25 protein-coding genes and 2 pseudogenes are annotated in these 24,902 nt (G+C 60.9%); 21 read left to right on the top strand and 6 right to left on the bottom strand.

Translation table 11 applies throughout. The features are described from left to right. Positions 1 to 174 precede the first annotated feature (174 nt). From NKH41_RS29785 to NKH41_RS29775, 3 genes are read left to right on the top strand one after another with little or no spacing between them, the layout of a single operon-like run. Positions 175 to 849, top strand: coding sequence for a response regulator transcription factor (locus NKH41_RS29785; RefSeq protein ID WP_023722098.1), 675 nt, complete (start codon positions 175 to 177; stop codon positions 847 to 849). A gap of 40 nt (positions 850 to 889) precedes the next feature. After that, positions 890 to 2,242, top strand: a complete 1,353-nt coding sequence (locus NKH41_RS29780; protein ID WP_352515813.1) for a sensor histidine kinase — start codon at positions 890 to 892, stop codon at positions 2,240 to 2,242. Further along, positions 2,239 to 3,342, top strand: coding sequence for an ABC transporter substrate-binding protein (locus NKH41_RS29775; protein ID WP_352452015.1), 1,104 nt, complete (start codon positions 2,239 to 2,241; stop codon positions 3,340 to 3,342). Before NKH41_RS29780 ends, NKH41_RS29775 begins: the two co-directional genes overlap by 4 nt. Before the next feature lie 250 nt (positions 3,343 to 3,592). Here NKH41_RS29775 and NKH41_RS29770 read toward each other — a convergent pair whose 3' ends face one another. Further along, the gene (locus NKH41_RS29770; protein WP_352935270.1) at positions 3,593 to 4,537 is read right to left on the bottom strand and encodes an ABC transporter substrate-binding protein; all 945 of its coding nucleotides are present in this window, start codon (positions 4,535 to 4,537) and stop codon (positions 3,593 to 3,595) included. On the opposite strand from NKH41_RS29770, the gene NKH41_RS29765 reads away from it, so the two are divergent. The 6 genes from NKH41_RS29765 (at position 4,500) to copD (ending at position 10,210) form a co-directional block, all read left to right on the top strand. Further along, positions 4,500 to 5,513: an ABC transporter permease gene (locus NKH41_RS29765; RefSeq protein WP_352935267.1), complete on the top strand. Its 1,014-nt coding sequence runs from the start codon at positions 4,500 to 4,502 to the stop codon at positions 5,511 to 5,513. The two genes, NKH41_RS29770 and NKH41_RS29765, sit on opposite strands and share 38 nt — an antisense overlap. Further along, the gene (locus NKH41_RS29760) at positions 5,506 to 6,570 is read left to right on the top strand and encodes an ABC transporter ATP-binding protein (RefSeq protein WP_352466307.1); all 1,065 of its coding nucleotides are present in this window, start codon (positions 5,506 to 5,508) and stop codon (positions 6,568 to 6,570) included. The genes NKH41_RS29765 and NKH41_RS29760 overlap by 8 nt, the downstream gene beginning before the upstream one ends. 333 nt (positions 6,571 to 6,903) lie before the next feature. Further along, positions 6,904 to 7,911, top strand: a complete 1,008-nt coding sequence (locus NKH41_RS29755) for an AI-2E family transporter (protein WP_352515811.1) — start codon at positions 6,904 to 6,906, stop codon at positions 7,909 to 7,911. Positions 7,912 to 8,155: 244 nt separating this feature from the next. Then, positions 8,156 to 8,731 carry a hypothetical protein gene (locus NKH41_RS29750; protein ID WP_352508359.1) on the top strand — a complete coding sequence of 192 codons (576 nt, stop codon included), beginning with the start codon at positions 8,156 to 8,158 and terminating at the stop codon, positions 8,729 to 8,731. A gap of 259 nt (positions 8,732 to 8,990) precedes the next feature. Further along, a complete protein-coding gene (copC, locus tag NKH41_RS29745) occupies positions 8,991 to 9,350 on the top strand; it encodes a copper homeostasis periplasmic binding protein CopC (RefSeq protein ID WP_352452021.1) in 360 nt (119 codons plus the stop codon). 2 nt (positions 9,351 to 9,352) lie between these two features. Beyond that, positions 9,353 to 10,210 carry a copper homeostasis membrane protein CopD gene (gene copD / locus NKH41_RS29740; protein ID WP_352452022.1) on the top strand — a complete coding sequence of 286 codons (858 nt, stop codon included), beginning with the start codon at positions 9,353 to 9,355 and terminating at the stop codon, positions 10,208 to 10,210. Between the two features lie 779 nt (positions 10,211 to 10,989). Here copD and NKH41_RS29735 read toward each other — a convergent pair. After that, positions 10,990 to 11,169: a hypothetical protein gene (locus NKH41_RS29735; RefSeq protein ID WP_352466309.1), complete on the bottom strand. Its 180-nt coding sequence runs from the start codon at positions 11,167 to 11,169 to the stop codon at positions 10,990 to 10,992. 359 nt (positions 11,170 to 11,528) lie between these two features. Here NKH41_RS29735 and NKH41_RS29730 point away from each other — a divergent pair, with 359 nt between their 5' ends. Together NKH41_RS29730 and NKH41_RS29725 are read left to right on the top strand one after the other, a co-directional pair. Further along, positions 11,529 to 12,173, top strand: coding sequence for a DUF1007 family protein (locus tag NKH41_RS29730; RefSeq protein ID WP_023722115.1), 645 nt, complete (start codon positions 11,529 to 11,531; stop codon positions 12,171 to 12,173). Between the two features lie 21 nt (positions 12,174 to 12,194). After that, the gene (locus NKH41_RS29725; protein ID WP_352466347.1) at positions 12,195 to 12,908 is read left to right on the top strand and encodes a HoxN/HupN/NixA family nickel/cobalt transporter; all 714 of its coding nucleotides are present in this window, start codon (positions 12,195 to 12,197) and stop codon (positions 12,906 to 12,908) included. 164 nt (positions 12,909 to 13,072) lie between these two features. Here NKH41_RS29725 and NKH41_RS29720 read toward each other — a convergent pair whose 3' ends face one another. Genes NKH41_RS29720 through NKH41_RS29710 form a run of 3 tightly spaced genes read right to left on the bottom strand, consistent with a single transcriptional unit; the run spans position 13,073 to position 15,046 of the window. Continuing rightward, positions 13,073 to 13,861, bottom strand: a complete 789-nt coding sequence (locus NKH41_RS29720; RefSeq protein WP_352491413.1) for a hypothetical protein — start codon at positions 13,859 to 13,861, stop codon at positions 13,073 to 13,075. A 12-nt stretch (positions 13,862 to 13,873) separates the two neighbouring features. After that, positions 13,874 to 14,611: a HupE/UreJ family protein gene (locus tag NKH41_RS29715; RefSeq protein ID WP_502896187.1), complete on the bottom strand. Its 738-nt coding sequence runs from the start codon at positions 14,609 to 14,611 to the stop codon at positions 13,874 to 13,876. Between the two features lie 48 nt (positions 14,612 to 14,659). Continuing rightward, positions 14,660 to 15,046 (bottom strand): hypothetical protein, encoded by a 387-nt coding sequence (locus NKH41_RS29710; RefSeq protein WP_352491415.1) that lies wholly within the window; start codon positions 15,044 to 15,046, stop codon positions 14,660 to 14,662. A gap of 105 nt (positions 15,047 to 15,151) precedes the next feature. Between NKH41_RS29710 and NKH41_RS29705 the strand changes: the two genes are divergently transcribed. From NKH41_RS29705 to NKH41_RS29660, 10 genes and pseudogenes are all read left to right on the top strand, one after another. After that, a complete protein-coding gene (locus NKH41_RS29705) occupies positions 15,152 to 15,433 on the top strand; it encodes a metal-sensing transcriptional repressor (RefSeq protein WP_352466313.1) in 282 nt (93 codons plus the stop codon). 8 nt (positions 15,434 to 15,441) lie between these two features. Then, complete coding sequence (locus NKH41_RS29700) at positions 15,442 to 16,779, top strand: cation diffusion facilitator family transporter (RefSeq protein WP_352515810.1); 1,338 nt, start codon at positions 15,442 to 15,444, stop codon at positions 16,777 to 16,779. Between the two features lie 67 nt (positions 16,780 to 16,846). Beyond that, positions 16,847 to 18,169 carry an MFS transporter gene (locus tag NKH41_RS29695; protein WP_352515809.1) on the top strand — a complete coding sequence of 441 codons (1,323 nt, stop codon included), beginning with the start codon at positions 16,847 to 16,849 and terminating at the stop codon, positions 18,167 to 18,169. A gap of 9 nt (positions 18,170 to 18,178) precedes the next feature. After that, entirely contained in the window at positions 18,179 to 18,619 is a 441-nt protein-coding gene (locus NKH41_RS29690; RefSeq protein WP_352452030.1) for a YqaA family protein, read from the top strand. A 162-nt stretch (positions 18,620 to 18,781) separates the two neighbouring features. After that, entirely contained in the window at positions 18,782 to 20,344 is a 1,563-nt protein-coding gene (locus NKH41_RS29685) for an ABC transporter substrate-binding protein (protein ID WP_352515808.1), read from the top strand. Positions 20,345 to 20,372: 28 nt separating this feature from the next. Further along, complete coding sequence (locus tag NKH41_RS29680; protein ID WP_352452032.1) at positions 20,373 to 21,314, top strand: ABC transporter permease; 942 nt, start codon at positions 20,373 to 20,375, stop codon at positions 21,312 to 21,314. A 4-nt stretch (positions 21,315 to 21,318) separates the two neighbouring features. Beyond that, positions 21,319 to 22,230 carry an ABC transporter permease gene (locus NKH41_RS29675; protein ID WP_352515807.1) on the top strand — a complete coding sequence of 304 codons (912 nt, stop codon included), beginning with the start codon at positions 21,319 to 21,321 and terminating at the stop codon, positions 22,228 to 22,230. After that, positions 22,227 to 23,240, top strand: a complete 1,014-nt coding sequence (locus NKH41_RS29670; RefSeq protein ID WP_352491418.1) for an ABC transporter ATP-binding protein — start codon at positions 22,227 to 22,229, stop codon at positions 23,238 to 23,240. Before NKH41_RS29675 ends, NKH41_RS29670 begins: the two co-directional genes overlap by 4 nt. Continuing rightward, positions 23,233 to 24,216: an oligopeptide/dipeptide ABC transporter ATP-binding protein gene (locus tag NKH41_RS29665; RefSeq protein ID WP_023722129.1), complete on the top strand. Its 984-nt coding sequence runs from the start codon at positions 23,233 to 23,235 to the stop codon at positions 24,214 to 24,216. Before NKH41_RS29670 ends, NKH41_RS29665 begins: the two co-directional genes overlap by 8 nt. A 37-nt stretch (positions 24,217 to 24,253) precedes the next feature. Beyond that, positions 24,254 to 24,358 (top strand): annotated as a pseudogene (locus NKH41_RS29660) (YqaA family protein); the annotation flags it as partial. 213 nt (positions 24,359 to 24,571) lie between these two features. Here NKH41_RS29660 and NKH41_RS29655 read toward each other — a convergent pair. Then, positions 24,572 to 24,902, bottom strand: a pseudogene (locus NKH41_RS29655) (sulfite exporter TauE/SafE family protein); the annotation flags it as partial.

Genomic DNA, 24,902 nt, shown 5'->3' with positions numbered 1-24,902 from the left:
ACATGAAGGCAGACGCCATCACGCAGCCCGTCGATAAAGCTCAAATGATTGGATAGCTTGAACTGCTGACGGTAACAGGGCTGAAGCCAACGCGTGATCTGCAGATGATGTCAAGCGCCTCTCCGCAAAGAGGTGACGCTTGATAGGCGGCTGCTTCCGTGCAAATGCTCCGGCATGCGAATTCTCCTCGTCGAAGACACGCGCGACGTTGGCGAGGCTATCAGCCGCCGCTTCGAAACGATCGGCCACGCAGTCGATTGGGAGACGGACGGCCGTGCTGCCGCAGAGATCCTCGATTTCACCTGCTACGATCTCGTCATCCTCGACGTCATGCTGCCCAGCCTCGACGGGTTCGAAATCGTTCGACGGCTCCGGCAGGCAAGGAATACGACCCCGGTTCTGATGTTGACGGCCCGTTCCGAGATAGAGGACCGCGTTGGCGCGCTTGATCTCGGCGCCGACGACTATCTGGTCAAACCGTTCGATTTCCGGGAATTGGAAGCGCGCGCCCGTGTTCTGCTCCGGCGGAAAAGCGGCGAGGCGACCAACATCGTACAGTGTGGCGATGTCGTGCTCGACCGCGGCAGCCGCTCAGTGCGAGTAGGCAGGCGCGAGGTGCAATTGAAACGACGCGAGATGACGTTGCTTGAGATACTGGCGTCGCGGCCAGGCCGCGTCTTCAGCAAAGATGAACTTATCGATCAGCTTTTCGGGTTTGACGAGCCGGCCAATCAGAACGCGATCGAACTTTATGTCGGGCGGCTGCGCAAGAAGCTGGAAGGCGCCAAGGCGCAGATCGTTACCGTGCGGGGCGTGGGATATCAGCTGGCTTCCGATGATACCGGCTGAGCCTTCCCTTTTCACGCGCCTGGCGGTCCGCATCTCGCTGGTGCTGGGCCTGGGTGCGGCTCTTCTGGTGAGTGCGGCGTCGTACTACGCACGTACCGCCGCCGATGACGCCTATGACCGGCTTCTGCTTGGTGCGGCCATCCAGATGGCAGACAGCCTTACGGTTGAATCCGGTTCGCTCATCATCAACCTGCCGGTATCAGCTTTTGAACTTCTGGGCCTCGCCAGCCGCGATCGCATCTTCTATCGCGTGATCGGCCCTTCCGGCGCGACGCTGACAGGTTATGCCGATCTGCAAACAGAAGTTGATCTGGCCGCAATACACGATGTCCCGGTATTGGAATCGGCGCATTATCGCGGCGAACCGGTTCGGATTGCGGTGGTGGCGCGCGCACTGTCCGATCCAGCCGTATCCGGTTGGGCGCATGTCATCGTTGGGCAGACCACGGAAGCCCGCCGCGCGCTCGCGGGTGAATTGACTCTCAGGGCGACCGTCCTCCTGGCGGTCATGAGCATATTGGCATTGGCTGGAGCGATGATTGCTATTCGCTATTCTCTGCAACCGGTCAAGCATCTCGGAGCGACGCTCCGCCGTCGCGATCCACAAGACCTGACGCCGGTAACGGTCGTCGTACCGAGAGAATTGCGGCCCTTCGTTACTTCCATCAATTATTTCATGAGTCGGCTCGACGAGCGCGTGAAACTCCTGCAGCGCTTCATCGCCGACGCGGCGCACCAGATCAGAACGCCGCTGACAGCGCTAACGGCGCAGCTCGATCTGTTGAGTCAAGCCAAGCTGGACAAGTCGAGCCGCCAGCATCTCGATCGCGTACAGCAGCGCGCCAGCGAACTTGCGCGCCTGACCAACCAGTTGCTCAGCCACGCCATGGTCATCCATCGTGCCGATTCCGTGCAGCTTCAGCCGCACGGTCTGGCAGATGTCGCACGGCGCGCTTTCCGTGCGGCGGTTCCGATAACTATCGATCCGGACATTATCGTCTCCTTCGAGGCGCCTGACGACGAGCCGGTCGTGCTTGCGGACGCCGTCAGCCTTCGCGAAGCGATCGTCAATATCATCGACAATGCCTTGCGTCATGGAGTGGTGTCGCGCCTTGAGGTCAGAGTACGCAGGGACGGTACGCGTGCCCATCTCGAGGTCGAAGATGACGGACCGGGCATTCCGCCGGGCGAGTGGGAGCGGGTCACGCAGCGCTTCGAAACGTCCAAATCTCATGACGGCAGCGCAGGTCTTGGTTTCGCCATCGCGTCGGAGGTTGCGGCGGCTCACGGTGGCGCGCTGACCTTTCGCGAGACAAGCAAGGATGGCGGGAAGGGCACGCAAGGGTTCACCGTCACCTTGACGTTGCCCATCGCCACGGAGAAGACCGGATGATAACGGGAACATTGCCGACATTCGGTTTGATGGCTGCCGTCCTCCTATGCATCGGTCACGCGGCAAGAGCTGCTGAAGGAAGCAGCGCATTTTTCCCTTCGTCTCAGCCGGAGAAGGACCGACTGTCGATCCACGCCGCGACCGATCTGGCGGCTATGGAACCACTGATCCGGGATTTTCAGTCCGTTTTCCCCAACGTGGCCGTCGAGTATGTTGAATATGTCACCAACGACTTGCAAAGGAGTGCCAGTGAAGCCTGTCGGACGGACGCGGTGCTGGGCGACATCTTGTTGTCTCCGTCGGTCGACCAACTCGTGAAGCTCGCCAATGACGGCTGCGCGGCGCCGCACGTGTCGGCCGAAACCGCGCATGTCGCCAATTGGGCAAACTGGCGCGACGAGGTATTCGGCTTTACCTACGAACCGGCCGTCTTCGTCTATAATGCCCGCCTCGTGCCGTCCGGCGACGTACCGCGCACCCACATCGAACTCGCCGATCTTCTCAGGCGGCGGATCGATTTTTATCGCGGACGGGTCGGAACGTTCGACATCCGACTTTCGGGCATCGGCTACCTATTGGCGTTCAGTGATGCGCGGCAGACGACGGCGGTCTACGGTCGGCTTCTGGAAAGCATGAGCCGAGCGGAAACTGTGGTGCGTTGTTGCACCGCGGAGACCCTTCAGGACGTTGCAAACGGGAGCCTGTATATAGGCTACAATATGATCGGGTCATATGCCTACGCCGCGGCCAGGGGCAATTCCGATTTGAGGGTCGTTGTCCCGCGGGACTATGCGCTGATACTCAGTCGTGGCGCGCTCATTCCGAAGACGGCGCCGAATATGGGCGTTGCCAAACGATTTCTCGACTACCTTCTGTCAGCCCGAGGACAGAAGGTTGCCAGGGATAGCGCCTTCTTCTTTGCCGAGAACGGGCAATTGCCTGAGGGAGCGGACGGCCCGGAAAAACTTGGGGAGTCTGGTATCGCGCGCGCCATACGCATCGGCCCTGCGTTACTTGCCGTACAGGACGAGGCGTTGCGCCGCCGCTTCATCGAGGATTGGAGCAAGTCCATGATCGATGCGCAGGGCCAGCGACCGTGACGCGTAGGATGCCGTCCCAAGATTTCAAAAATTCGGCAATACGTCGATGTGGCCGATCCGGCTGTCGTCGACAATCTGATCACGACCCATCGGGCCTAGTCGGCTGAGCAAACCTCGACATCGCCGTGACAGGTTGGTGACAGGTCAGGATGATACTCGCCTTTGTGCCTGGAGGAGTACGATTTAGGCGAACTTGGAGGAGACCCTAATGAAAAATCGTCTTGCGACGATGATGGCCGCGTTTTCGCTGTCAGCCGCTTTCGCGACGCTTGCCGTCATCACGAACGGCATAGAGCTTGATGTCGTCGGCGATCAGCTTCTGCGCGCGCGCCGACAGCAGATAGTCTACGAATAGCTTCGCAGCATTGGGATCCTGGGCTTCCGCCGGAATGACGGTGGCGCGGGTGGTCACCAGGACATAGTCCTTCGGGATTATCACACCGAGGTTCTCGTCCTTGGCCTGCTTGGCGAGGCCATATGAGCCGAAGATGCCATAGGCGATGGAATGTTCGCCAGACGTGACCTTCTCGATCATCGAGCCGGCGGAGCTGTAGAGCTTGATATGGGCCTTGCCAAAAGCCTTGTTAAGCGCCCAGGAATCGGTCCAGTTCTTGGCGTCCTGGTTGTAGAAATAGAAGCCGACACCGGATTTTTCCGGATCGTAGGACGCGATCTTGCCATCATATTCTGCGGTTTTCCCGGTCATCAGCTTGAGAAGATCGGCGTGGGTTGCGGGAACATCGCCTTCAGGCCGCTTGTTGTAGACGAAAGTCACCGGGTCGGCGGTGGTACCATAGACCATGTCCTTGTAGGACGCCCAGGCCGGAAGGTGGGCCGCCTCCACGGATTTGTATTCCTGCGCATAGCCGTCTGAGGCAAGTTTGATCTGCAGATCCGGAGCCGAAGACCATGCGACATCTGCCGTGCCTTGGCCCGAAGCGGTTTCGGCAATGACGCGATTGTAGAGTTCGGTGGAATTGAGGTCGGAATATTCGACGGCGATGCCGGGGAACGCTGCTTCGAAGTCCTTGAGCAAGGGCTGGACCAGCGCCGCATCGGTCGTTGAATAGATGCTTAGGTGTCCTTCCGCGGTGGCGGCGGCCACCAGATCCTTGTAGTCGTCCGGATACCCGGCGGGGATCTCGGCAGCGGCGCTGGTGCTTGGCGATCCGGAAGGCGTGCTGGTTCTCGCCACCTATCTCTACAAGCTCACCAACAAGCTCGGTGTTCCTTCCTATCAGTTGATGGCCGTAGTGGTGGTGGCGATCATCATGATCGCGCTGCCGCTGGTGGTGCTGCAGCGCTACATGCTGCGCAACGCCAGCCGCTATGTGTCCGTCAAAGGCAAGGGCAGTCGGCACAACCCCATCCGGCTGGGCGCTCTTCGCTGGCCGGCCTTCGCGCTTGTGGTGGCCTGGTTCGCGGCCACCGTGATCATACCGGTGGGCGGCGTCGCAATTCGTTCACTGGTGACAAGCTGGGGCGTCGGGGTGAATATCTTCCAGGTGCTGACGTTGGATCACTATCGCGATCTCGCTGACTATCCGAATGTCGTCAGCGCCATTGTCAACACGGTCGGCGTCGCGGTGGTCGGCGGCGCGGCTTCGATCGCGGCCTATACTGCCGTGGCACTCGCCGGTCATCGCTCGAGCGCACCCCTGACCAAAGTCGTCGACTACGTGGCCATGATACCGCGGGCGATGCCGGGCATTGTGGCTGGCCTCGCCATGCTGTGGATATTTCTGTTCTTCAAGCCGATCGCACCCCTGCGCGCCACGATGATCTCGGTATGGCTCGCCTATACCATTGTCTGGTTCGCCTATGGCATGCGGCTGATTTCCGGAACGCTCCTGCAGATCGGCAAGGAGCTCGAGGAAGCCGGCCGGTCAGTTGGTGCCAGCGAGGGCCAGGTTGCCAGGGACATCACCCTGCCGCTCATCCGCGGCGGCATGTTCTCGGCCTGGCTGTTGATCTTCCTGATCTTCGCCCGTGAATATTCGACGGGCGTCTATCTGCTCGGACCGGGAACCGAAGTGATCGGCTCGCTCATGGTTTCCCTTTGGGGCACCGGCGCGATCGATCTGGTCTCGGCTCTCGCCGTCATCAACACCGTCATCATCGTGACCGGTCTTGCCCTCGCGATGCGCTTTGGAGTCCGCCTCAATGACTGACATCGTCATAGACGGCCTGCGCCTCAGTTACGGCAACCTTGAAATCCTGAAAGGTGTGTCCTTCTCGGTCGAACCGGGTCAGATCGTCGCCTTGCTCGGCGCGTCCGGGTCCGGCAAGACGACGCTCTTGCGAGCGGTCGCCGGTCTGGAGACACCCAACAGCGGCAAGATACTGCTCGGTGACAAGCCGCTTTTCGATGCCGGGCAGAACATCAATCTGGCGCCGGAAACGCGCGGTCTCGGGCTGGTATTCCAGTCCTATGCGCTGTGGCCGCATCGGACGGTGTCCGAGAATGTGGGTTATCCCCTGAAGCTGCGCAAAGTATCCCAGGCAGATGTTGCGAGCCGCGTCCAGAAGGCTTTGGACAGCATCGGCCTCGGCAAACTGGGCGAGCGCTATCCGCATCAGCTCTCCGGCGGACAGCAGCAGCGCGTGGCGTTGGCCCGTGCGCTGGTCTACGAGCCGAACGTGATTCTGCTCGATGAGCCGCTCTCAAATCTGGACGCCAAGCTACGCGAAGAAGCGCGGATCTGGCTGCGCCGCCTCATCACCAATCTCGGGCTATCGGCGCTGTGCGTCACCCATGATCAGGTGGAAGCGATGGCGCTCGCCGACCGCATCCTGCTGCTCAACGGCGGCCAGATCGAACAGGACGGAACACCCAAGCAAATCTACAACAAGCCGGAGAGCCTGTTTGCAGCAGAGTTCATGGGTGCCAGCAATCGCCTTGACGGCGTGGTCACCGCCATCAACGGCAACCGTGCGGAAATTGTCGCCAACGGCATCCATCTTGTGGGCAGCGCCCAGCAGGAGCTGACCGTCGGCGCCAAAGTCACCGCACTCGTCCGGCTTGAGCGGGTGACGTGGTCCGGGGAGGACGGCCCTGGACGTATCGCCATGACCTGCGTCGAGAGCCTTTTCCTTGGCGATCGGCATGAAGTCATTTTCGAAAGCAATGACCTGACCATCCGGACCTATTCCCGGGACGCCCTTCCGTCCGGCCAATACTATGTCGAGTTCCCCTTCGAGGATCTGATGGTCTTCGCGGCGGAATGAACTTCGGCTTCACCACGAAGAGGATCATTCTTGCCAACGGCATAAACATCCTCGAGCGGCTGACCTGCCACGGGCAATTTCCTCCATCTGAGATTAAAGTCCGGCCTCGATTGAAGGGCGGACTGATGAAGAGAATGCGGTTTACGGAAGAGCTGATCATCGCGGTCCTGCGTGAGCATGAGGCGGGGCAAAAACGGGCGACCTGGCGCGCAAGCATGGGATCTGCGAGGCGGTTAGCCTTACACACGTGTTGAACGCGTGTTCGCTTGCGCATCACCGGGTATCAAAGCTAATGAAACCCGGAGAGGACTTGGCTGCTTCTGCAGGTGAAAAGTGCTGACTTTCTCATGGTTCTATCTCGCGTCGTGCCTGCTTGCGCTTATAGCGCTCGTCGCCGTTCTCGAACTCGGACTGCTTCCGGCACTGCTTTCGGGCCTTCTCGTGTTCAACATCGTTCATTTCGCCGCACCGATGCTCCATCGAATCGGCGTCTCCAACAGCCTGACGAAAAGCCTTGCGCTGACCTTGGTGGCATTGATCTTCACGCTCCTGATAGCCGCCGCTATCTTTAGCGGCATGTCGCAATTGACTGGCGGTTCGGAGAACGTCGTGACGCTCCTCAAGAAGATGGCCGAGATCATCGATACCGCGCGCGTCCATCTCCCGACCTGGGCGATGGCCTATTTTCCATCAAACATCGAGGAACTGGAAGTCTTCGCGGCCCGGTGGCTCCGCGAACATGCCGGCCAGCTTCAACTCGTTGGGCGGGATGTTGGCGTCCTGGTGGTCCACATTGTCGTCGGCATGGTGATCGGCGGCTTGATCGCGGTGAGCTCGGCGGCGCCATCGCGCGAGCCCGGCCCCCTGGCGGTCGCGCTGGCGGATCGTGTCAACATTCTGAGCAAGGCCTTTCGCAACATCGTGTTCTCGCAAATCCGGATTTCGGCGTTGAATACGTTTCTGACGGCGGTCTATCTCGTCGCTGTTCTGCCGTCCTTCGGCATCGATCTGCCATTCATCAGGACAATGATAGCGCTGACTTTCGTCGCCGGCCTTCTGCCGGTCATCGGCAATCTGATCTCCAACACGGTGATCGTGGTTGTCAGCCTCAGCATCTCCTTCCTTGCAGCGCTCGGCTCGCTTGCTTTTCTCATCATCATTCACAAGCTCGAATACTTCGTAAACGCCAAGATCATCGGTTCGCGGATCAATGCGCGTGCCTGGGAGCTTCTTCTGGCGATGGTTTTCATGGAAGCCTGGTTCGGTATGCCGGGTCTTGTCGCCGCGCCGATCTATTATGCCTATCTGAAGGCTGAACTGACGATGCGCGGGCTAATCTAGGGTTAGGGCAGGTGGCGATTTGACGACGCAAGCAAGGTTGCTGGGAAACCGCGCAAATTTGGCCGCTGAACAGCACCATCTTGGTTAGTGAACCCTCAGGAGTTTCGTGACCGATTTGAAGGTTTAATAGCACGCCCCCTGCAAAGACATTAGACAGCGCTAAAACGTAAATTGTCCGGAGGCATGTAATCTGCTACTGTTTGATCACCGACAAACGGCTCTGGAAAGCCGTGCGTCGGACGTCATGCACAAGATCAACTCAAACCGGAGAACGGCCATGAAACGGCTTCTGACGGTCGCTGCCCTTTTGGCGGCAGGCAGTTTGGTTACGATGCAAGGCGCAGCCGCCGACGACGCTGCGATGATCAAGAGCGCTGAATCTGCTGCACCCCCTGCCGTGGCAAGCGGCGCTGCGGTCTACGCCGCGGATGAAAAGGGCGCCATGCGCACCCTGCGCGAGGGCAAGAACGGCTTCTGGTGCATGCCAGACAGCCCGTCCACGCCCGGCCCGGACCCAATGTGCGGCGATGCCAACGCGATGGAATGGGCGATGGCATGGATGGAAAAGAAGGAACCGCCCAAGGGCAAGGTCGGCTTCATGTACATGCTGTCCGGCGGTACCGATGGCAGCAACACCGATCCCTATGCGACGAAGCCCGAGGAAGGCAACAATTGGATAGAGACCGGCCCGCATGTGATGATCGTCAACGCAATGGACATGATGCAGGGCTATCCGACGGACCCCAAGCCTGACACATCCAAGCCCTATGTGATGTGGCCGGGCACTCCATACGCACATCTCATGATCCCGGTTAAGTAGCTGAAACGGAGTCACGCGGGCGCAAACGCTTGTTTGGCCCGCGCTTGTCCTGATAATTACAAACGCTTGCGGCGTCCGTGACCTTCAATCGAGAGTCTCGGCGGTCGGTAACGTGTTGGCCTGATCTCCCATCACTTTTCCGGCAAACGGAAAATTTCGTGACAGCTCGAACGGTGGCGGCCCTGCAACACGAACAAATTCGTATACTCGTCAGAAAGTGCATAGTCTTTGATGACCGTCGTCGCGGGAGGAGTTCGCCTTGAACCGAACTATCCGAATGATCGCCACAGTTGCGCTGTGGAGCGTGCCATTATCCGGCCAGGCGCTTGCGCATGCTCGATTGGTCGAGGCTACTCCAGAGATCAATAGCACCATTGCCGCTCCGCCCACTGAGATTCGACTGCGCTTTAGCGAACCCATTGAGGCTCGATTCTCGGGCATCGATCTGTCGGGGCCGGATGGTGCGAAGATCACCACGGAGATCGCGGTGCAGGATAAGGACATGGTGGCACCTGTATCAAGGTCCCTTGCGCCGGGTGTTTATCAAGTTGATTGGCACGTGCTGTCAGCAGACGGGCACAAGGTGAAGGGCAATTTCAAATTTGAAGTCAGACCGTAGAAATGGACGTTGATGGCACTCTGGCCTTCGCCCGGTGGGTCTACTTCCTCTCAGTGATGATTCTATTCGGGTCGGCACTCTTCCCTTTCTATGCGCTAGACAGAACCGCGGCTCCCGCGCTTGCGCCTCTACCCCGTAACATCAATCCTGCCCTCGCACTTGCGGCCGCAATCTTCGCGGCAATTTGGCTGCTGTGCTTTACGGCCGGGCTCTCCGGACGCGAGGGTATGGTTGACACCTTGCACGGCGTTCTCATGGAAAGCGACTTCGGAACTGTTTGGTTTGTTCGCCTTTCGCTCGTTCTCCTGCTCCTGGTGATCAGCTTCTCGGGGCGGCCCGAATTGGTCGTCGGGCCGGCTTTCTTGCTACTGACCTGTGAGGGTTGGCAGGGCCACGCGGCGGCGTTGGGCCTTCTAGCCTCACTGACTCAAGCTCTCCATGTTGCAAGTGCCGGGGCGTGGATAGGTGGCCTCCTGCCCCTCGGCCTGCTAATCGCGGCAGCGCAGCGGCATCCATCCGAAGTCGCAGGCGTGGAAACCGTCCTGTGGCGCTTCTCCCGCTTTGGTATGGTGGCGGTTGCGCTCATTTTTTTTACGGGCGCTATGACCACTTGGCTAATGCTTGGCTCGTTCCCCGATCCGCGCAACAGCTACGGTCGAATTCTCCTGTTCAAGATCAGCCTATTCGTCGCGATGGTCGGTTTGGCGGTCTACAATCGATACGCCCTGGTCAGCCGCATGAAGTCCGAACCGGCCAAAAGTTTGGGAACATTGTCTCGCAACGTTGCGCTGGAGCAGATCATTGGGTTTGGGGTGCTTATGGATGTAAGCGCGCTGGGGCTTATGGATCCGTACGCGTGACGCGCTGACTTTGCAATTATCGGCTGGCAACCGTTTCTGCAATTCGCGATCGACACTCACCTCTATCCGCCTGGCGCACAGAGTGGCTGGCCGGTCTGGCTGCCGATCTTAACCAACGTCGGGACGTGTGGAGCGCGGATATATGCCTGCGACCTAGACACGATTCCATGCGTAAACGAGTAACTGCCAGCACCAGCCGGCCAGCGTTCATCGCTCCTTTGATCCCCACCCTGGTGGAGAAGCCTCCCGAGGGCCGAGGGATGGACACACAAGTTCGACGGCTATCGCGGGTCTTCAATGCGGACCGCGTTGGAGAATAACTGGCGAATGATACTACGGGGCGACGGCGCAGCCGCCGACAGTCGGATGCAGGTCGATCTCGTCGCAGCCGCTGGGCCCGCTAAATGGCACTCTTGACTAACGTGCCAGAGGGTCCATTTTTTGACCCTGCGGTGTGCTGATGTCGAAGCCCCTCTTTATCCCGGCGCTCGCTGCTATATGCCTGAGATCGCCGCTGGTGCGTGCCGATAATGTCGATCTGGCGTTGGAAGCTTTTCACGGTATTTGTCTTGCCCATGGACCTGACTTCGAACGAACCGTCCTGCGGCCAGGAGACGCGGATGGACTCCGTTGTCCGGCGACGCAGCACTTGCCCCCGTCGGTGACGTAGGCGCCTTCCAGGACTGGGAGGCGACCGGTGACGACCTCCCGGCCAAAACCATGATCGCGGTGACAAAAGCCACTTGAATGGCAAGTCCGTGCAACCTTGCTCCATAAAGCTATTCGATGTCGACGGCGCGCCATTCGAGGAGCGTTTCTTCGCCCGGACGGATGCCGAAACAATCGGCGAGGACAGAAACGGAATGCAAGTTTCCAAACTCTGCATATTGACAGTCGGCAATCGCAAGCACTTGTCCATTTGACGTTCCCGAGGTCCGGATCACATCGAACACGGTCATTGCAAGCTCGATCGCCGACGACTAGGGCGGATCAGCTGGTGTTATCAGCACGGGACGCGGGGCTTTTTGCGTTTGCAAGGAACTCGCGATAGGAATGCTCTGAATCGATCAGGAGCAGGAAATTGAGCGATCGGCAAAAGATCATCTGGATGATAGTGCTGGCAATCCTTGCTGGTATCGCGGTGATCATGCTCAAACATTGGCTGAAGGGCGACCTTGGGTAGCTGCCTCCTTAGATGAAGCAACACAGCCCTGATCGATCAAGGTTGGTATGGGCTTTGGCCCGTCCCATTTCGGCCTGCTTGCAATGGCAGGTGTCCTGCCTGATGCGGAATCGACGAGCGAAATGTGAGCGAAGAATGCAACTGACAGGCATGGTATCCGGCGCGGCGCTGTTGCTCGCTTCCACCGCGGCAGCGAACGCCCATCCGCATGTCTTTGCCGAAGCGAAGCTGGACCTGACCGTCGGTCCAGACAGGACGGTCAAGTCGCTTCGGCATCTCTGGCGTTTCGACGACCTCTTTTCCAGCACTGTGCTGATGGAATTCGACAAGAATTCCGACCTTGTCCTTGATGCGAAGGAACTCGATGAAGTCGCTCTCACCGTCCATGCGTCGTTGGCCGAGTACAACTACTTTCAGATGGTGACCTTGAACGGCAAGGACGTGACGATGGCGCCACCGCCGAAGTTCAGCGTCAGCTATGAAAACGATCAACTCGTCGTCCAGTTCGAAACGCAGCCGAAGGACCCGTTGGCCCTTGCTGGAAAAGTCAGTATCGGTGTCTACGATCCGACCTTCTACACGGCAATCGATTTTACCGAGGACGAAAAGCTTGCGGTGGCCGGTCTGCCGCAAGGCTGCTCACGTTCCGTCGTCCGTCCAGATCCGGACACGGCCATCGCGCAGAACCAGAAGAGCCTGACAGACGCGTTCTTCAGTGACCCGACGGGGACCGATCTCGGCAAGATTTTCGCGACGCGCCTCGAATTGACGTGCGGCTGACCCGGAGCCGGTTCGATGGCCATGTTCCAGACGCTGGTCGAGTTCCAACGCACGATCTACCTGGCGTTGGCCGAGCAGATCAAACTGCTTGCGGCTGGCGGCGGTTGGCTGGCGTTCACGGCCTTTCTGCCCATGGGCATTCTGTTCGGTGCGGCGCATGCGCTGACGCCGGGCCATAGCAAGGCTGTCCTGGCCACCTATCTGGCAGGATCGGACGCCAGCGTCCGGCGTGGGCTTCTGGTGTCGCTGACACTCTCCTTCACGCATGTAACGATTGCCGTGCTGATCGCGGCGCTCTCGTTGCCGTTGGTATCGATTGCCCTGGGCAGTGTTGGCCGAGCCCCACTGCTGGAAGACGTCAGTCGGGGCCTGCTTGGCCTGATCGGCATTTGGATGCTCTGGCGCGCATTGAGCCACGGCCATCACCACAAGCATGAGGGCGAGGCCGTCGGCGTCATGGCCGGCCTGATCCCATGCCCGCTGACGCTTTTCGTGATGACCTTTGCGATATCCAGAGGCGTTCCGGTCGCCGGCATTCTTTTCGCAATCACAATGATGGCCGGCGTGGCGCTGACGCTGTCTTGCGTTGCGGTGCTGTCGATCCTGTTTCGTGAACGTCTGGTGCATTTTTTCGATAGCCGGCCACGCCTGTTCGATGCCATTTCCCGAGCCATTGAGGGCGCTGCCGGCTTGGCGCTTGCCGGCGTAGCCGTTTGGCAAATCTCGTCGGGCTGAAATGCCGTGAACCAGATCGAGCGATGGATCAAGACCCGTTTACCTGAAGGTCAGCCGTGTCTTCGTCGCGGCGCAAAGCTTCGACGCGCATCTGCGCTCGTCGGTGGAACAGACGGATAGGTGACGCCCGAGGCTCGAAGTGGCGCCGGGCGACCCTGTATGCGCTAGATCATACGCTTGATGTCGATGTAGTCGCCTTCAGCCTGGATCGTCAGGGTCACGTCGCTGCCACCGCGGTTGCGCCAGAACCAACCATGATTTCCATCGAAGGCGGCTTCAATGGCACCTTCGTCAGCTGGAACGCTGCGACCCTTTTCATAGCTGACGGACTGACCGCCGCCATCGCCGTGCGTCTCGAAGTTCACCACGCCGCCGTCAGCTGTCCAGGAAAAGTTTGCCTTGGCCCCCTGCCGCATCACGAGCTTGACTTCGGCACCCTGGCCTGGCGCCAACGTGAAGGATAGCTCGTCTTGCCTTCCATCTGGCTGGATCGGGGCTTCCGAGGTTGCTTCGGCGGCAGGCGTTATAGCAATGGCCGGAGCCTCGGCAGGAGCGATCTCTCCAACTGTCACATTGTCTTGGGATACGGCCTCCCCAGTTGGCGACGGCTGCAAAGCAGGCCGTTCGGCGGTCAGGGCGACGAGGAGGTTTTCAATTCGGTCCATGCGCGCCATCAACTCGGCCGGAGGGACTATTTGCGTCATCTGCTCGGCCGTAGCCTTCGCGCTGGCCTTTTCGTCCGCTGCCGCCTCTGCCGCCAGTTGCGTCTTGATTTCACCCATATTGGTGAGGCCGAGCAATCTGCCTGCTCCGGTCGGGTCGATCGCATACTCGGATGGCATGACGATCGTGACGAGCAGGGCAAGCGCCGTCAGCGCGGCAATGAAGGTGGAGCGCTTCAGCTGCGCCGAAGTCGGCAGATCGGCGCGTCCGGGAAGATCGGTGTTGTACATGGTTTCGGTTCCTTATGCAGCGACGAACAGGCCAGTGAGCTGATATCCGATCAGCAGGAATCCGGCCGTCATCATGATGACGTTTGCCGTGTAGGCATGGCGCCAGAAGCTGCGTGTCCGGCGCCAGTAGCCCATGACGATCAGGATGGCGCCCAGGGCCATCAACTGGCCGATCTCGACGCCGACATTGAAGGCGAGCAGGTTGGGCACCAGGCCGTCCGGCGAGATGTTGTATTCGATGATCTTCGTCGACAGGCCGAAACCATGGAAGAAGCCGAAGACCAGCGTCGTGATCTTGGTGTTCGGCTGGAAGCCGAGCCATCTCTGGAAAGCGCCCATATTGTCGAGCGACTTGTAGACCACGGACAGCCCGATGATGGCGTCGATTATGTAGCTGTTGATGCCGACGTTGAAATAGACGCCAAGCAGCATGGTCGTGGAGTGGCCGAGCGCGAACAGGCTGACATAGATGCCGATATGCTTCATCCGGTAGAGGAAAAAGATTACCCCGAACAGGAACAGGATGTGGTCATATCCGGTCACCATGTGCTTGGCGCCGAGATAGATGAAGGGCAGCACGTTAATGCCCGAGATTTCCTGGATATAGCCCTTGTCGCCGGCGGCGACGGCATGGGCAAAGGCTGCTCCGGCCAACAGCGGCAGGGTCATAAGAGCAATAAGCAGGGGCAGGGCGGGTCGCCAACGCGCGCGGCGCGAGCGTGACCGACCCCGATCGAAGGGTCCTTGCATGAGATTTCCAATCTTCGTCGTTGAGGGTGGCCGCGTGAGCGGCCGCGATCATGCTGCGAGGAATGGTCTCGGCGGTCGATCAAGCCGGAATGTCGTGTCCGGATCGACGAAAGTCGGCTGATACTTTAGCCAGCCCCGCTCGATCTGTGGAACGGTCGGCGCGAAGTCGGCGGGCGTACTCGCCGTTTCGTGCGAGTGGTCGGCCGCATTGTGCCCGTGAAAATGGCCAGCGCTCTGCTCGTCGGCGACGCCGTCATCATTTGCATGGTCATGATTTTCGATCTGCGCGGCGGCTTCGACTTGGCGCTCGATCGTGGCGGCGGCAAGTGCGACCGGATCGTGCGAGGCCGAATAGCCGAAAGGACGCAGCATGCCGAACGTCATCGCCAAGGCGATGACGAGACAAAAGGCTGAGCTGTGGATCCGATTCGGCATGAACGGCGATTATTCTCCAAAATCCTAAGGAATGGTTGTTGCATGCACCAGAATCGAGGCCTCTTTGAGACTTGCATATCCCCTCCAGGAGGATAGTATTAACATATGAGCGAGCAACCTCACATCCACGAAACCCATCCCGATATCGTCAAGCGCCTGAAACGGGCTGGCGGACATCTCAAGGGTGTCATCGAAATGATCGAAGCGGGCCGGCCCTGCCTCGACCTCGCCCAGCAGCTTCATGCTGTCGAGAAGGCCATTTCGCAAGCCAAGAAGACTCTGATCCAGGATCATCTCAACCATTGCCTTGAAGACGTCGTCGGACCGCTGGCGCGCGAGCAGCGCCGCTCGATCGACGAGTTCAAAGATATCACCAAGTACCTGTGAGAAGCGCCATGATGGACAAAGTTCGCGACTGGTTCGGGTTTGGCTCGATGACGCATGGCATGGGCGGCCACGGACATGATCACGGTGATGGCGGCCATGGCCACACACACGGTGTCATAGATCCTACTATCGCCACGACGACACGCGGCATCTGGGCGATCAAATGGTCGTTCGTCGTTCTGGCTATCACGGCAGCGCTCCAGCTTGTGGTTGTGTTCCTCTCCGGCAGCGTGGCGCTGCTGGCCGATACGATCCACAATGTCGGCGACGCGGCCACTGCCATTCCGCTGTGGATCGCGTTCGTGCTGGCCCGCCGCAAGCCGAGCAAGACGTTCACCTACGGGCTGGGCCGGGTCGAGGATCTGGCTGGAATCGTCATCGTTCTCATCATCCTCTTCAGCGCCGTCGTTGCCGGCTATGAGGCGATCGACCGGTTGATCAATCCGCGTCCCATCACGTTTCTTGGCTGGGTCGCCATCGCCGGCCTCATAGGCTTCATCGGCAATGAAGCGGTCGCCGTATTTCGTATCCGCGTCGGGCGAGAGATCAACAGCGCGGCGCTGATCGCGGACGGCTACCATGCCCGCACCGACGGCTTTACCAGCCTGGCGGTTGTCCTGGGCGCTATCGGCGTGTGGCTGGGCTTTCCGCTTGCCGATCCGATCGTCGGGCTGCTGATCACCGTGGCGATCTTCGCCATCGTCTGGCAGTCGTCGAAAGCCGTGTTGACCCGCATGCTCGACGGAGTCGAGCCCGCCATCGTCGATGAAATCCATCATGCTGCCGAACACGTGTCGGGCATCGGGCGCGTTGAAAGCGTTCAGGCACGCTGGATCGGACATCGTCTGCATGCCGATGTGGCCATCAGTGTTCCGGAGATGGCGACGGCAAAGGACGTGCTGGGCGTAACCGAAGCCCTCAAGGAGGAGCTGTTCGCCCACTTGCCGGCGTTGGCGGAAGCCAATGTCCGCCTCGAAAGCTCAGCCGGTTCGACCGCCAAGCGGGGGGAAACCTCTCATGCTCATCATCATGCACCGGAGCCGTTCAAGGTAGTCTGCGATCTGGCTGCAGGGACATTGGAAATCGTCGATACACCGGCTGGCGAGCGGATGCGGCTGACCATCGATCGCCACGCCGATGATTTGACAGCGACGGTGGTTATCGACCGACCCGAAGGGCCAGAGACGCTTCGCCTCGAGCCCGCCGCTGACAACCATCATCGGCTTGAGAGCACCGTCGCCCCTGCCGAGCCGCATGAGTTCCAGGCGAGGTTGATCCTGGCCGCGAAGGGTCGCGAGCAGGTGCTGCCGTTCAAGATGGTCGAACCCGAAGGTCACCACCACTGAGACAGGCGGGCTGTTTGCGCTACGTTCCTGGCTCGACGAACCCCAATCCGCTGCAAGAACGCAAAATATGCTTCAGGTCCTGGCCAATCGCACCTACCGTCATCTCTTCCTGGCCCAGGTCATCGCCCTGATCGGCACTGGCCTTGCCACCGTAGCACTCGGGCTGCTGGCCTATGATCTTGCCGGCGCCGATGCCGGCGCGGTGCTCGGCACGGCGCTCGCTATCAAGATGATCGCCTATGTCGGCGTGGCGCCTGTCGCCGCTGCGTTCGCCGAGCGCCTGCCGCGCCGCACCATGCTGGTTTCGCTCGACCTCATCCGGGCTGCGGTCGCGGTGTTCCTGCCCTTCGTTACCGAAGTCTGGCAGGTATATGTTCTCATCTTCGTCCTGCAGTCGGCGTCGGCAGGCTTCACTCCGGCCTTCCAGGCCTCTATTCCTGACGTGCTGCCCGAGGAGAAGGACTACACGCGGGCCCTGTCGCTGTCGCGACTGGCCTACGACCTGGAAAGCGTCGTCAGTCCCATGCTGGCGGCGGCGCTGCTTTCCGTCATCAGCTTCCACGGCCTGTTCGCCGGTACGGTTGTCGGCTTCCTGGCGTCCGCGGCGCTGGTCGTCTCCGTGGTGCTGCCCAGCCCGCAAGCCTCGGAGCCGCGCGGCATTTATGAGCGCACGACGCGCGGAATCCGCATCTATCTGGCGACGCCGCGATTGCGCGGGCTGCTGGCCCTTAACGTTGCCGTCGCGGCGGCAAGCGCGATGGTGATCGTCAACACGGTCGTCCTGGTGCAGGCGCAGTTCGGCCTCTCGCAAAGCGACACGGCGCTGGCGCTCGCAGCCTTCGGCGGCGGATCGATGATTGCAGCCCTTGCCCTGCCGCGGCTGCTGGAGAACGTCCCGGACCGGGTTGCGATGCTCTCGGGCGCCGCGATCCTGGTCGCGGGCGTGCTGGTGGGACCGCTCGCCGGCAGCTACTATCTGCTGCTGCCGCTCTGGTTCGTGCTGGGGCTCGGCTATTCGCTAGCGCAGACGCCTTCGGGCCGATTGATCAGGCGTTCCGCCGATGCCGTCGACCGGCCCGCTCTGTTTGCTGCCCAATTCGCGCTTTCGCATGCCTGCTGGTTGATCACCTATCCCATTGCCGGCCGCGTCGGTGCGGCGATGGGATTGCCCTTCACCTTCATTCTGCTCGGCATCATTGGCGCCGCAGCCCTGCTTGCCGCGATCTGGCTCTGGCCGAAACACGATCCCGACGTGCTTGTACATACGCATGTCGATCTGCCTGAGGACGACCGGCATATCGGCGACGCAGTATGGTCGGAAGCGGGCTATGAGCATTCGCATGGCTATGTCGTCGATGATCGGCACCCGAAATGGCCCAGGGCAAGCTGAGAGCTCGAAATGCCTGGCGAGCTCGCCATCTATGGCGGTCTTTTCCTGACCGCGTTTGCCGCGGCGACCATTCTGCCGATGCAATCGGAAGCAGCCCTTGCGGGACTGCTTCTGACGGAAAGCTATGCTCCGGCTCTGCTCATCGCCTCCGCAAGCGCAGGCAATGTGCTCGGTTCGATCGTCAACTGGTGGCTCGGCCGGGGGATCGATCGCTTTCGCGACCGCAAATGGTTCCCGGTAAAGCCCTCCGCGTTGACGCGCGCGATGCGATGGTATCAGCGCTATGGACGATGGTCGCTGCTGTTGAGCTGGTTGCCTCTCGTCGGCGATCCGCTGACGGTTGTGGCGGGAGCGCTGCGGGAGCCATTCTGGAGCTTCCTTGCGATCGTCACGATCGCGAAGGTCGGCCGCTACCTCGCGCTGGCGGCGATGACGCTGAGCTGGATTTAGCGCTTGTCGAGACCCGCGCCGGCACGGCGACATTACGCGAGACGGCGCTTTCCTTTGCCGGCCGCAACGCTGCGCGCCAACTTGGATTTGCGTCGCATATGTCTATACAAATGGGAATGCATGTGTACAATCGCTACCAACAATCAAAAAAGGGGAACTGAAATGATCACTCTCGACCGCCGCAATTTTCTGGCCTCCACCGCTGGCCTTGCCTTCGTTGCCGCCTTTCCGCGCAGCGCCTTTTCCGAAACCAACGACACGCTGAAGATTGCCATCGCCGCGGAGACCGGTGATCTCGAGCTGCTGCAGAATGTTTCAACGCTGAGCACCTACACCATCGTCTTCGATGCGCTGATCCACTACGGCCAGAACGGCGCGCTTGAGCCGGGACTTGCTACCAAATGGACCATTGCCGACGATCAGCTTTCGATCGCCTTCGATCTGCGTGAAGGCGTGACCTTCAGCGACGGCACATCGTTCGATTCCACCGCAGCCGAATGGAACCTCAAGCGATGGATGGGGGTGAGCGACTTCTCCTGGATTGGCGTCTCCGATGCGTACGACAGCATCGTCACCGATGGGCCGAACAAACTGACGGTCAAGCTGAAGCGGCCGGTGCCGGCCGCATTGCTTGAACTCACCATCGTCCGCCCAGTTCGTTTCCTGTCGCCCAAGGCAGTCGACAAGGATGGCAAGCAGACCGCGCCGATCGGAACCGGTCCGTGGATCGTCGAAAAATATGATTCGAGCGGCACCAGCCTCGTTCGCAACGACAAATACTGGGGCGAAAAGCCGCTCTTCAGCCGCATGGAATTGAAGGTGGTTCCAGATGAACTCGCCCGCGCCAATGGCCTTCGTTCAGGCGACCTCGATGTCATCGGCGGCGACTGGGTGGCGACGCTGTCGCCGCGCCGCGCTCGCGCGCTGGAAAGCGACGGCATGAAGGTTGTTGCCGAGCCGGGCACCGCGACGATGCTGCTCGGCTATTCGCCGAAGTCGAAGATCATCGCCGACAAGGCCGTTCGCGATGCCGTCTACGCATCGGTCGACCGGGCGGCGATCGCCAAGGTCCTGTTCGAGGGCTTTGCCGACCCGGCCGCCGATCTGTTCCCAGCGAATGTGCCCTCGTCGGGCAAGCGGCATGACGTGCCGGTGCGTGATGTGGCGGCGGCCAAGAAGATCCTCGCCGATGGCGGCTGGGTCGACAGCGGCGGTGCCTGGACCAAGGCTGGCTCTCCTCTGACCATCGACTTTCTGGTTTCCGAAGAGTCCCTACCGGGATCGCGGCGCATCGCCGAAATGATTCAAGGCCAGTTGTCCGAGGTCGGTTTCCAGGTCCAGGTGTCTTCTGTCGACAACGCCACCATGCATGAACGACGCCCCGCCTTCGACTATGATCTCGCTTTCTTCACCACCTATGGCGCTCCCTATGACCCTCACGGGACCCTTGGCAATGCTTTCGTCTCGACGGCGGACAGCGGGCCTGACGGCAAGATCTATGTCTCGGACGCGCTCGACGGCGTGGTCAAGGCTGCGCTCGAGGCGAGCGGCGCCGAACGCGACCTGAAGATGCAGGCCCTCTACGACTGGCTCTACGACAACACCGCCATCTGTCCGCTCGTCGTCAGCCAGCGGCTGTGGGCCCACAATCCGCGCGCGGAGAATTTCTCGCTTCCGGCGACCGACTATGACCTGCCGTTCAAGGCGATAACGCTGAAGGCCTGAAGACTTCGAGCCCAAGCGAGGCCTGACGATGAAAAGCACGATCCTGCGACGGATGCTGCTTGCCTGCCTTTTGATCCTGGCGGCATCCGCGCTGACATTCGCCCTGGTTGCGGCGGCTCCGGGCAATGTTGCGGCGCTCATTGCCGAGCGTGCGGCAGGTCCCGGCGCTGACGCGCAAATGATCGCCAAGATCGGCAACGAGCTCGGTCTCTACGACCCGTTGCCGATCCGCTACGGACGCTGGCTTTCCGGCGCGTTGGCCGGCGATTTCGGCATCTCACTGCGAACGGGAAAGCCGATCTCGTCGGAGTTTGCCGCCCGCATCCCGATGACGGCGGCTCTGCTTGCCGGCGGCGGCATTCTCGCCTTCATTCTCTCGATCACGCTCGGCATTGCCGGCGCCGTCAGCAATGGCGGCTTCATGGACAGGTTCCTCCATGCATTTTCGCTGATCGGCGCGTCGACCCCGAACTTCTTCGTGGCGGCGCTGCTGGTCATCGTGTTTTCGGTGATGCTCGGCTGGGTACCCACCTTCGGGACCAGCGGCTTCACCTCATGGCTTCTGCCGTGGGTGACGATCGCGCTGTTCCCGGCCTCCGTTCTCAGCCGCGTCGTTCGGGTCAACCTCCAGGAAGCGATGTCGCGGCCGTTTGCGACAACCGGCTTCGCCAAGGGCTATACCAGAACGCAGGTGCTGCTGCGCGAGGCGCTGCCCAACATCGCCATTCCGTTCCTGACGACATTCGGCGCGCAATTCACGCTGATGATCATCGGGTCGATCGTCGTCGAGACGGTATTTGCATTGCGCGGCGTCGGTGCCTTTTTCATCGAGGCGATCCGCTTCCGCGACTTCATCGGCATGCAGTCGGTGCTGCTGCTGTTTGTCGTCTTCTTCGTCATGGTCAATTTCATCGTCGACATGATTTGCATCGTCGCGGATCCGCGAATGCGCCGGGCGCGGGGAGCATGAGGCGATGAACATTTCCGCTATCAGGGACATCAAGGACTGGCCGTGGCCGGTGCTGCTCCCCGTAATCGGCTTTGTGCTGATCGGCATCTTCGCTCCTGCTATCATGCCTTACAATCCAAGTGGGCAGGACTATTCGGCGACACTGGAGGGCATGAGCTGGAACCACTGGCTCGGCACCGACTATCTCGGCCGAGACGTCTTCAGCCGCATCGTCGGTGGCGCCCGCATTTCCCTGGTGGCGATGGTGATCGTGCTTGTCGCCGCGCTGGCGATCGGGGTCACGATCGGCTCCTTCGCCGGCTATGTCGGCGGTCGCGTCGAGCTTGTCCTGATCAGCATCATCGACATTGCGCTGGCACTTCCGAGCCTGGTGATCGCGCTGGCGCTGATCGGCATTCTGGGCACGGGCTATTGGTCGATGATCACGGCGCTCACCCTGGCGTGGTGGGCGAACTATGCCCGCATGAGCCGCGCCGTCGTCACCGCCGAGCTGCAACAGCCCTATATCGAGGCGGCGAGAGTCATGGGCGCCGGTCATCTGTGGATATTTGTCCGCCATATCCTGCCGCATGTGCTCGCTCTCGTCGTCGTCTACGCAAGCGCCGACGCCGGCGCCCTTGTGCTGGCCATCGCGACGCTCAGCTTTCTCGGACTTGGCGTCGCACCGCCGACACCGGAATGGGGCCAGATGCTCGTCGACGGCATGAGCTACATCGAGGAGGTGCCGCGCCTCGTCGTGCTGCCCGGCCTGGCACTGACGCTTGTCGTGGTCAGCTTCAATCTTCTGGGCGAAGCCTTCGCGCTGCAAAAGGTGCCACGGCCGGTTCGCGGCAGAACTCTGCGTAAAAGAAAGCTGGCGCGCGCCCGTGAAGAGACGGAACGCAACGCCGTCGAAACCGGGACGACTTCAGCATGAGTGACAATCAGCCGCTCTATGCGATCGAAAATTTGGTCATCGATCTCTACGCCACGACCGTCTCGGTGCGGGCGGTGGACGGGGTGTCGTTCAATGTCCGTCCCGGAGAAACGGTCGCGGTCGTCGGCGAAAGCGGTTCGGGAAAGACCGTCATGACGCTCGGTCCGCTCGGCCTGCTGCCCGAGGGCGTGACCGTGGACATGAAAGGGTCAGCGCGAGCCGACGGAAGCGAACTGCTCAGCATCGGTTCCCGGCAATTGTCGGACCTGCGCGGGCGCTATTTCGGCGTGATTTTCCAGGACCCGATGAGCGCGTTGAACCCGATGCTGAAGATCGGCCCGCAGCTGGCACGCCAAGCGCGCCGTTTCGCTGGCCTGTCGCATGAGGCAGCGCGCAAGGAAGCGGTCTCGCTTCTGGCGCGCTCCGGCATCCCGGACCCCGAGGATCGCTATAACCGCTATCCACACGAAATGTCGGGCGGCATGCTGCAACGCGCGATGATCGCGCTGGCGCTGGCGGCCCGGCCGCGCGTGCTGATCGCAGACGAGCCGACCACGGCGCTGGACGCCACGGTCCAGGCGCAAATCCTGGAGCTCATCCGTCAGATCCAGCGCGAGGATGGCATCGCGGTCGTGCTGATCACGCACGATATCGGCGTGGTCGCTTCCGTCGCCGATCGCGTCATCGTGCTTTACGCCGGCCAGGTGGCGGAGGAGGGGACGGCGATGGATGTGCTGACCCGGCCAGTCCATCCCTATACGCGCGGGCTGCTCGCATCGGTGCCGGATTTTCGCGCCGACGAACGCGCGGCGACCCGCGAGATACCTGGCCTGCCGCCAAACCAGATCAGGCTGGAACCGGGTTGCCGGTTTGCCGAGCGCTGCGAACTGGTCGAAGCCGGTTGCCGGCAGCACCGGCCGCCGCTGCAGACGATATCCGCGTCGACGAGCCCGCACCGTGTGGCTTGCCCGGTCGTGCTGAAACGAGAGGGGATCGCCGTCCATGTCTGATGCCGCGGCGATCGAGGTCAGGGGATTGAAGGTGCATTTCGCCAACCGTTCGGGTGCCGGCGCGGTGCGGGCGGTCGATGGCATAGACCTGACGGTCGCGCGTGGCGCGTTCCACGGCATCGTCGGCGAGTCCGGCTGCGGCAAGACCACGCTGGCCCGTACCATCGTCGGTTTGCAGAAGGAGAGCGAAGGCACCGTGCTGATTGGAGGAAGGAATCGCGCCGAATGGCTGAAATCGGACAGGAAGTCGTTCAGCCGCGAAGTCCAGTTCGTCTTCCAGGACCCGTTGGGGTCGATGAGCCGCCGCCAGTCCGTCTACCAGACACTGGAGGAGCCGCTGCAGATCCATCGCTTCGGTTCATCAGTCGAGCGCCGGCGCCGCATCGCCGAGCTTCTGGATCTGGTTGCGCTGCCTGAGACGGTGCTCGACCGTTTGCCAAGGTCGCTCTCGGGTGGCCAGCGGCAGCGCGTTTCGATTGCGCGCGCGCTTGCGCTGAAGCCGTCCATACTGGTCTGCGACGAACCGCTCAGCGCGCTCGACGTTTCGATCCGGGCGCAGATCGTTAACCTGTTCACGTCGCTGCAGAAGCAGCTTGGTCTGACCATTGTCATTGTCGCGCATGATCTGGCGATCGTGCGCGAGGTCTGCTCGGACGTGACGGTGATGTATCTCGGCCGCATCTCGGAAGCTGGCGTGACCCGGCCATTATTTCGCGAGCCGGCCCATCCCTACAGCCAAGCGCTGCTGTCGGCTGTTCCTTCTCCCGATCCTCGCATCGAAGCCGGGCGCCGCCGGATCATTCTCGCCGGCGATCCGCCAAGTCCCAGCGCGCCGCCTCCGGGGTGCCGGTTCAACACGCGCTGTCCGGTGGCGATCGATGTCTGCCGGGTCGAGGAACCGATGCTGCGATCGGTGCCGCATGGCGGCGTTGCAGCCTGTCATCTGGCCGATAGCGGCCGCCGCCCGGTTATCTGAAAAGATGGCGTTTCTGCCCCCAACGCGTTTCGCGAGGCTGACCGTCATTGCCGGTGTCCTGCGCGAGCTTTTTTTGCTGGTCACTGCCGCCAAGGTTGGCCGTTATCTTGTTCTTGCCGCCGTGACGCTGAGCGTCATCTGACCTCGCGAAGCTTCTCCAACCTGAGCGGGTTAGGCCCGACTGGTTCGAAGGAGCCAGCCCAAGAGCCACGTCTGATACAGGCGGTCGGGAAGCCTAGCCTTTCTTGACGGCGACCTTGTCAAGGGGCCGCGCGCAGTCCTTTCGCCAGCTGCTGCGCGTCGCGGGACCGGCCAACCAAGCTACGGCGCAGCGCTCCAGCCAACAGCGACATTGTTAAGACATTCCCGTGGCCGCGCGCCAGGCCTGCATAACGAAGCTGTGCTGGTTCCAGATCATCAGCGCTCCACTCACAGCCATGAGCGCGACCACAAGGCCGCGGAATTGTCGTCCACTCAGGCGTTCGAGCCAGCGCTTGGCCAGCAGATTGGCAAGCGCAGCGCCCAAACCCGCGGCTGCGCCGTACATGGCCGCCTGACCACCGAGCGCGCCGAGTCCGGTGAATACCGCGATCTTGACGACATCGGTCACAAACGAGTTCACCGATTTCGTGGCGACCAACGTCTCCTTCTCCGAACCGTAGTTCAGATAGAGCGAATTCAAGACG

Origin of the sequence: Mesorhizobium sp. M1169 (assembly GCF_040318345.1) — a bacterium.
Classification (GTDB): Bacteria; Pseudomonadota; Alphaproteobacteria; order Rhizobiales; family Rhizobiaceae; genus Mesorhizobium.
Note: the sequence above shows the minus strand (reverse complement) of the source record. Positions and strands in the feature narration are given on the sequence as shown.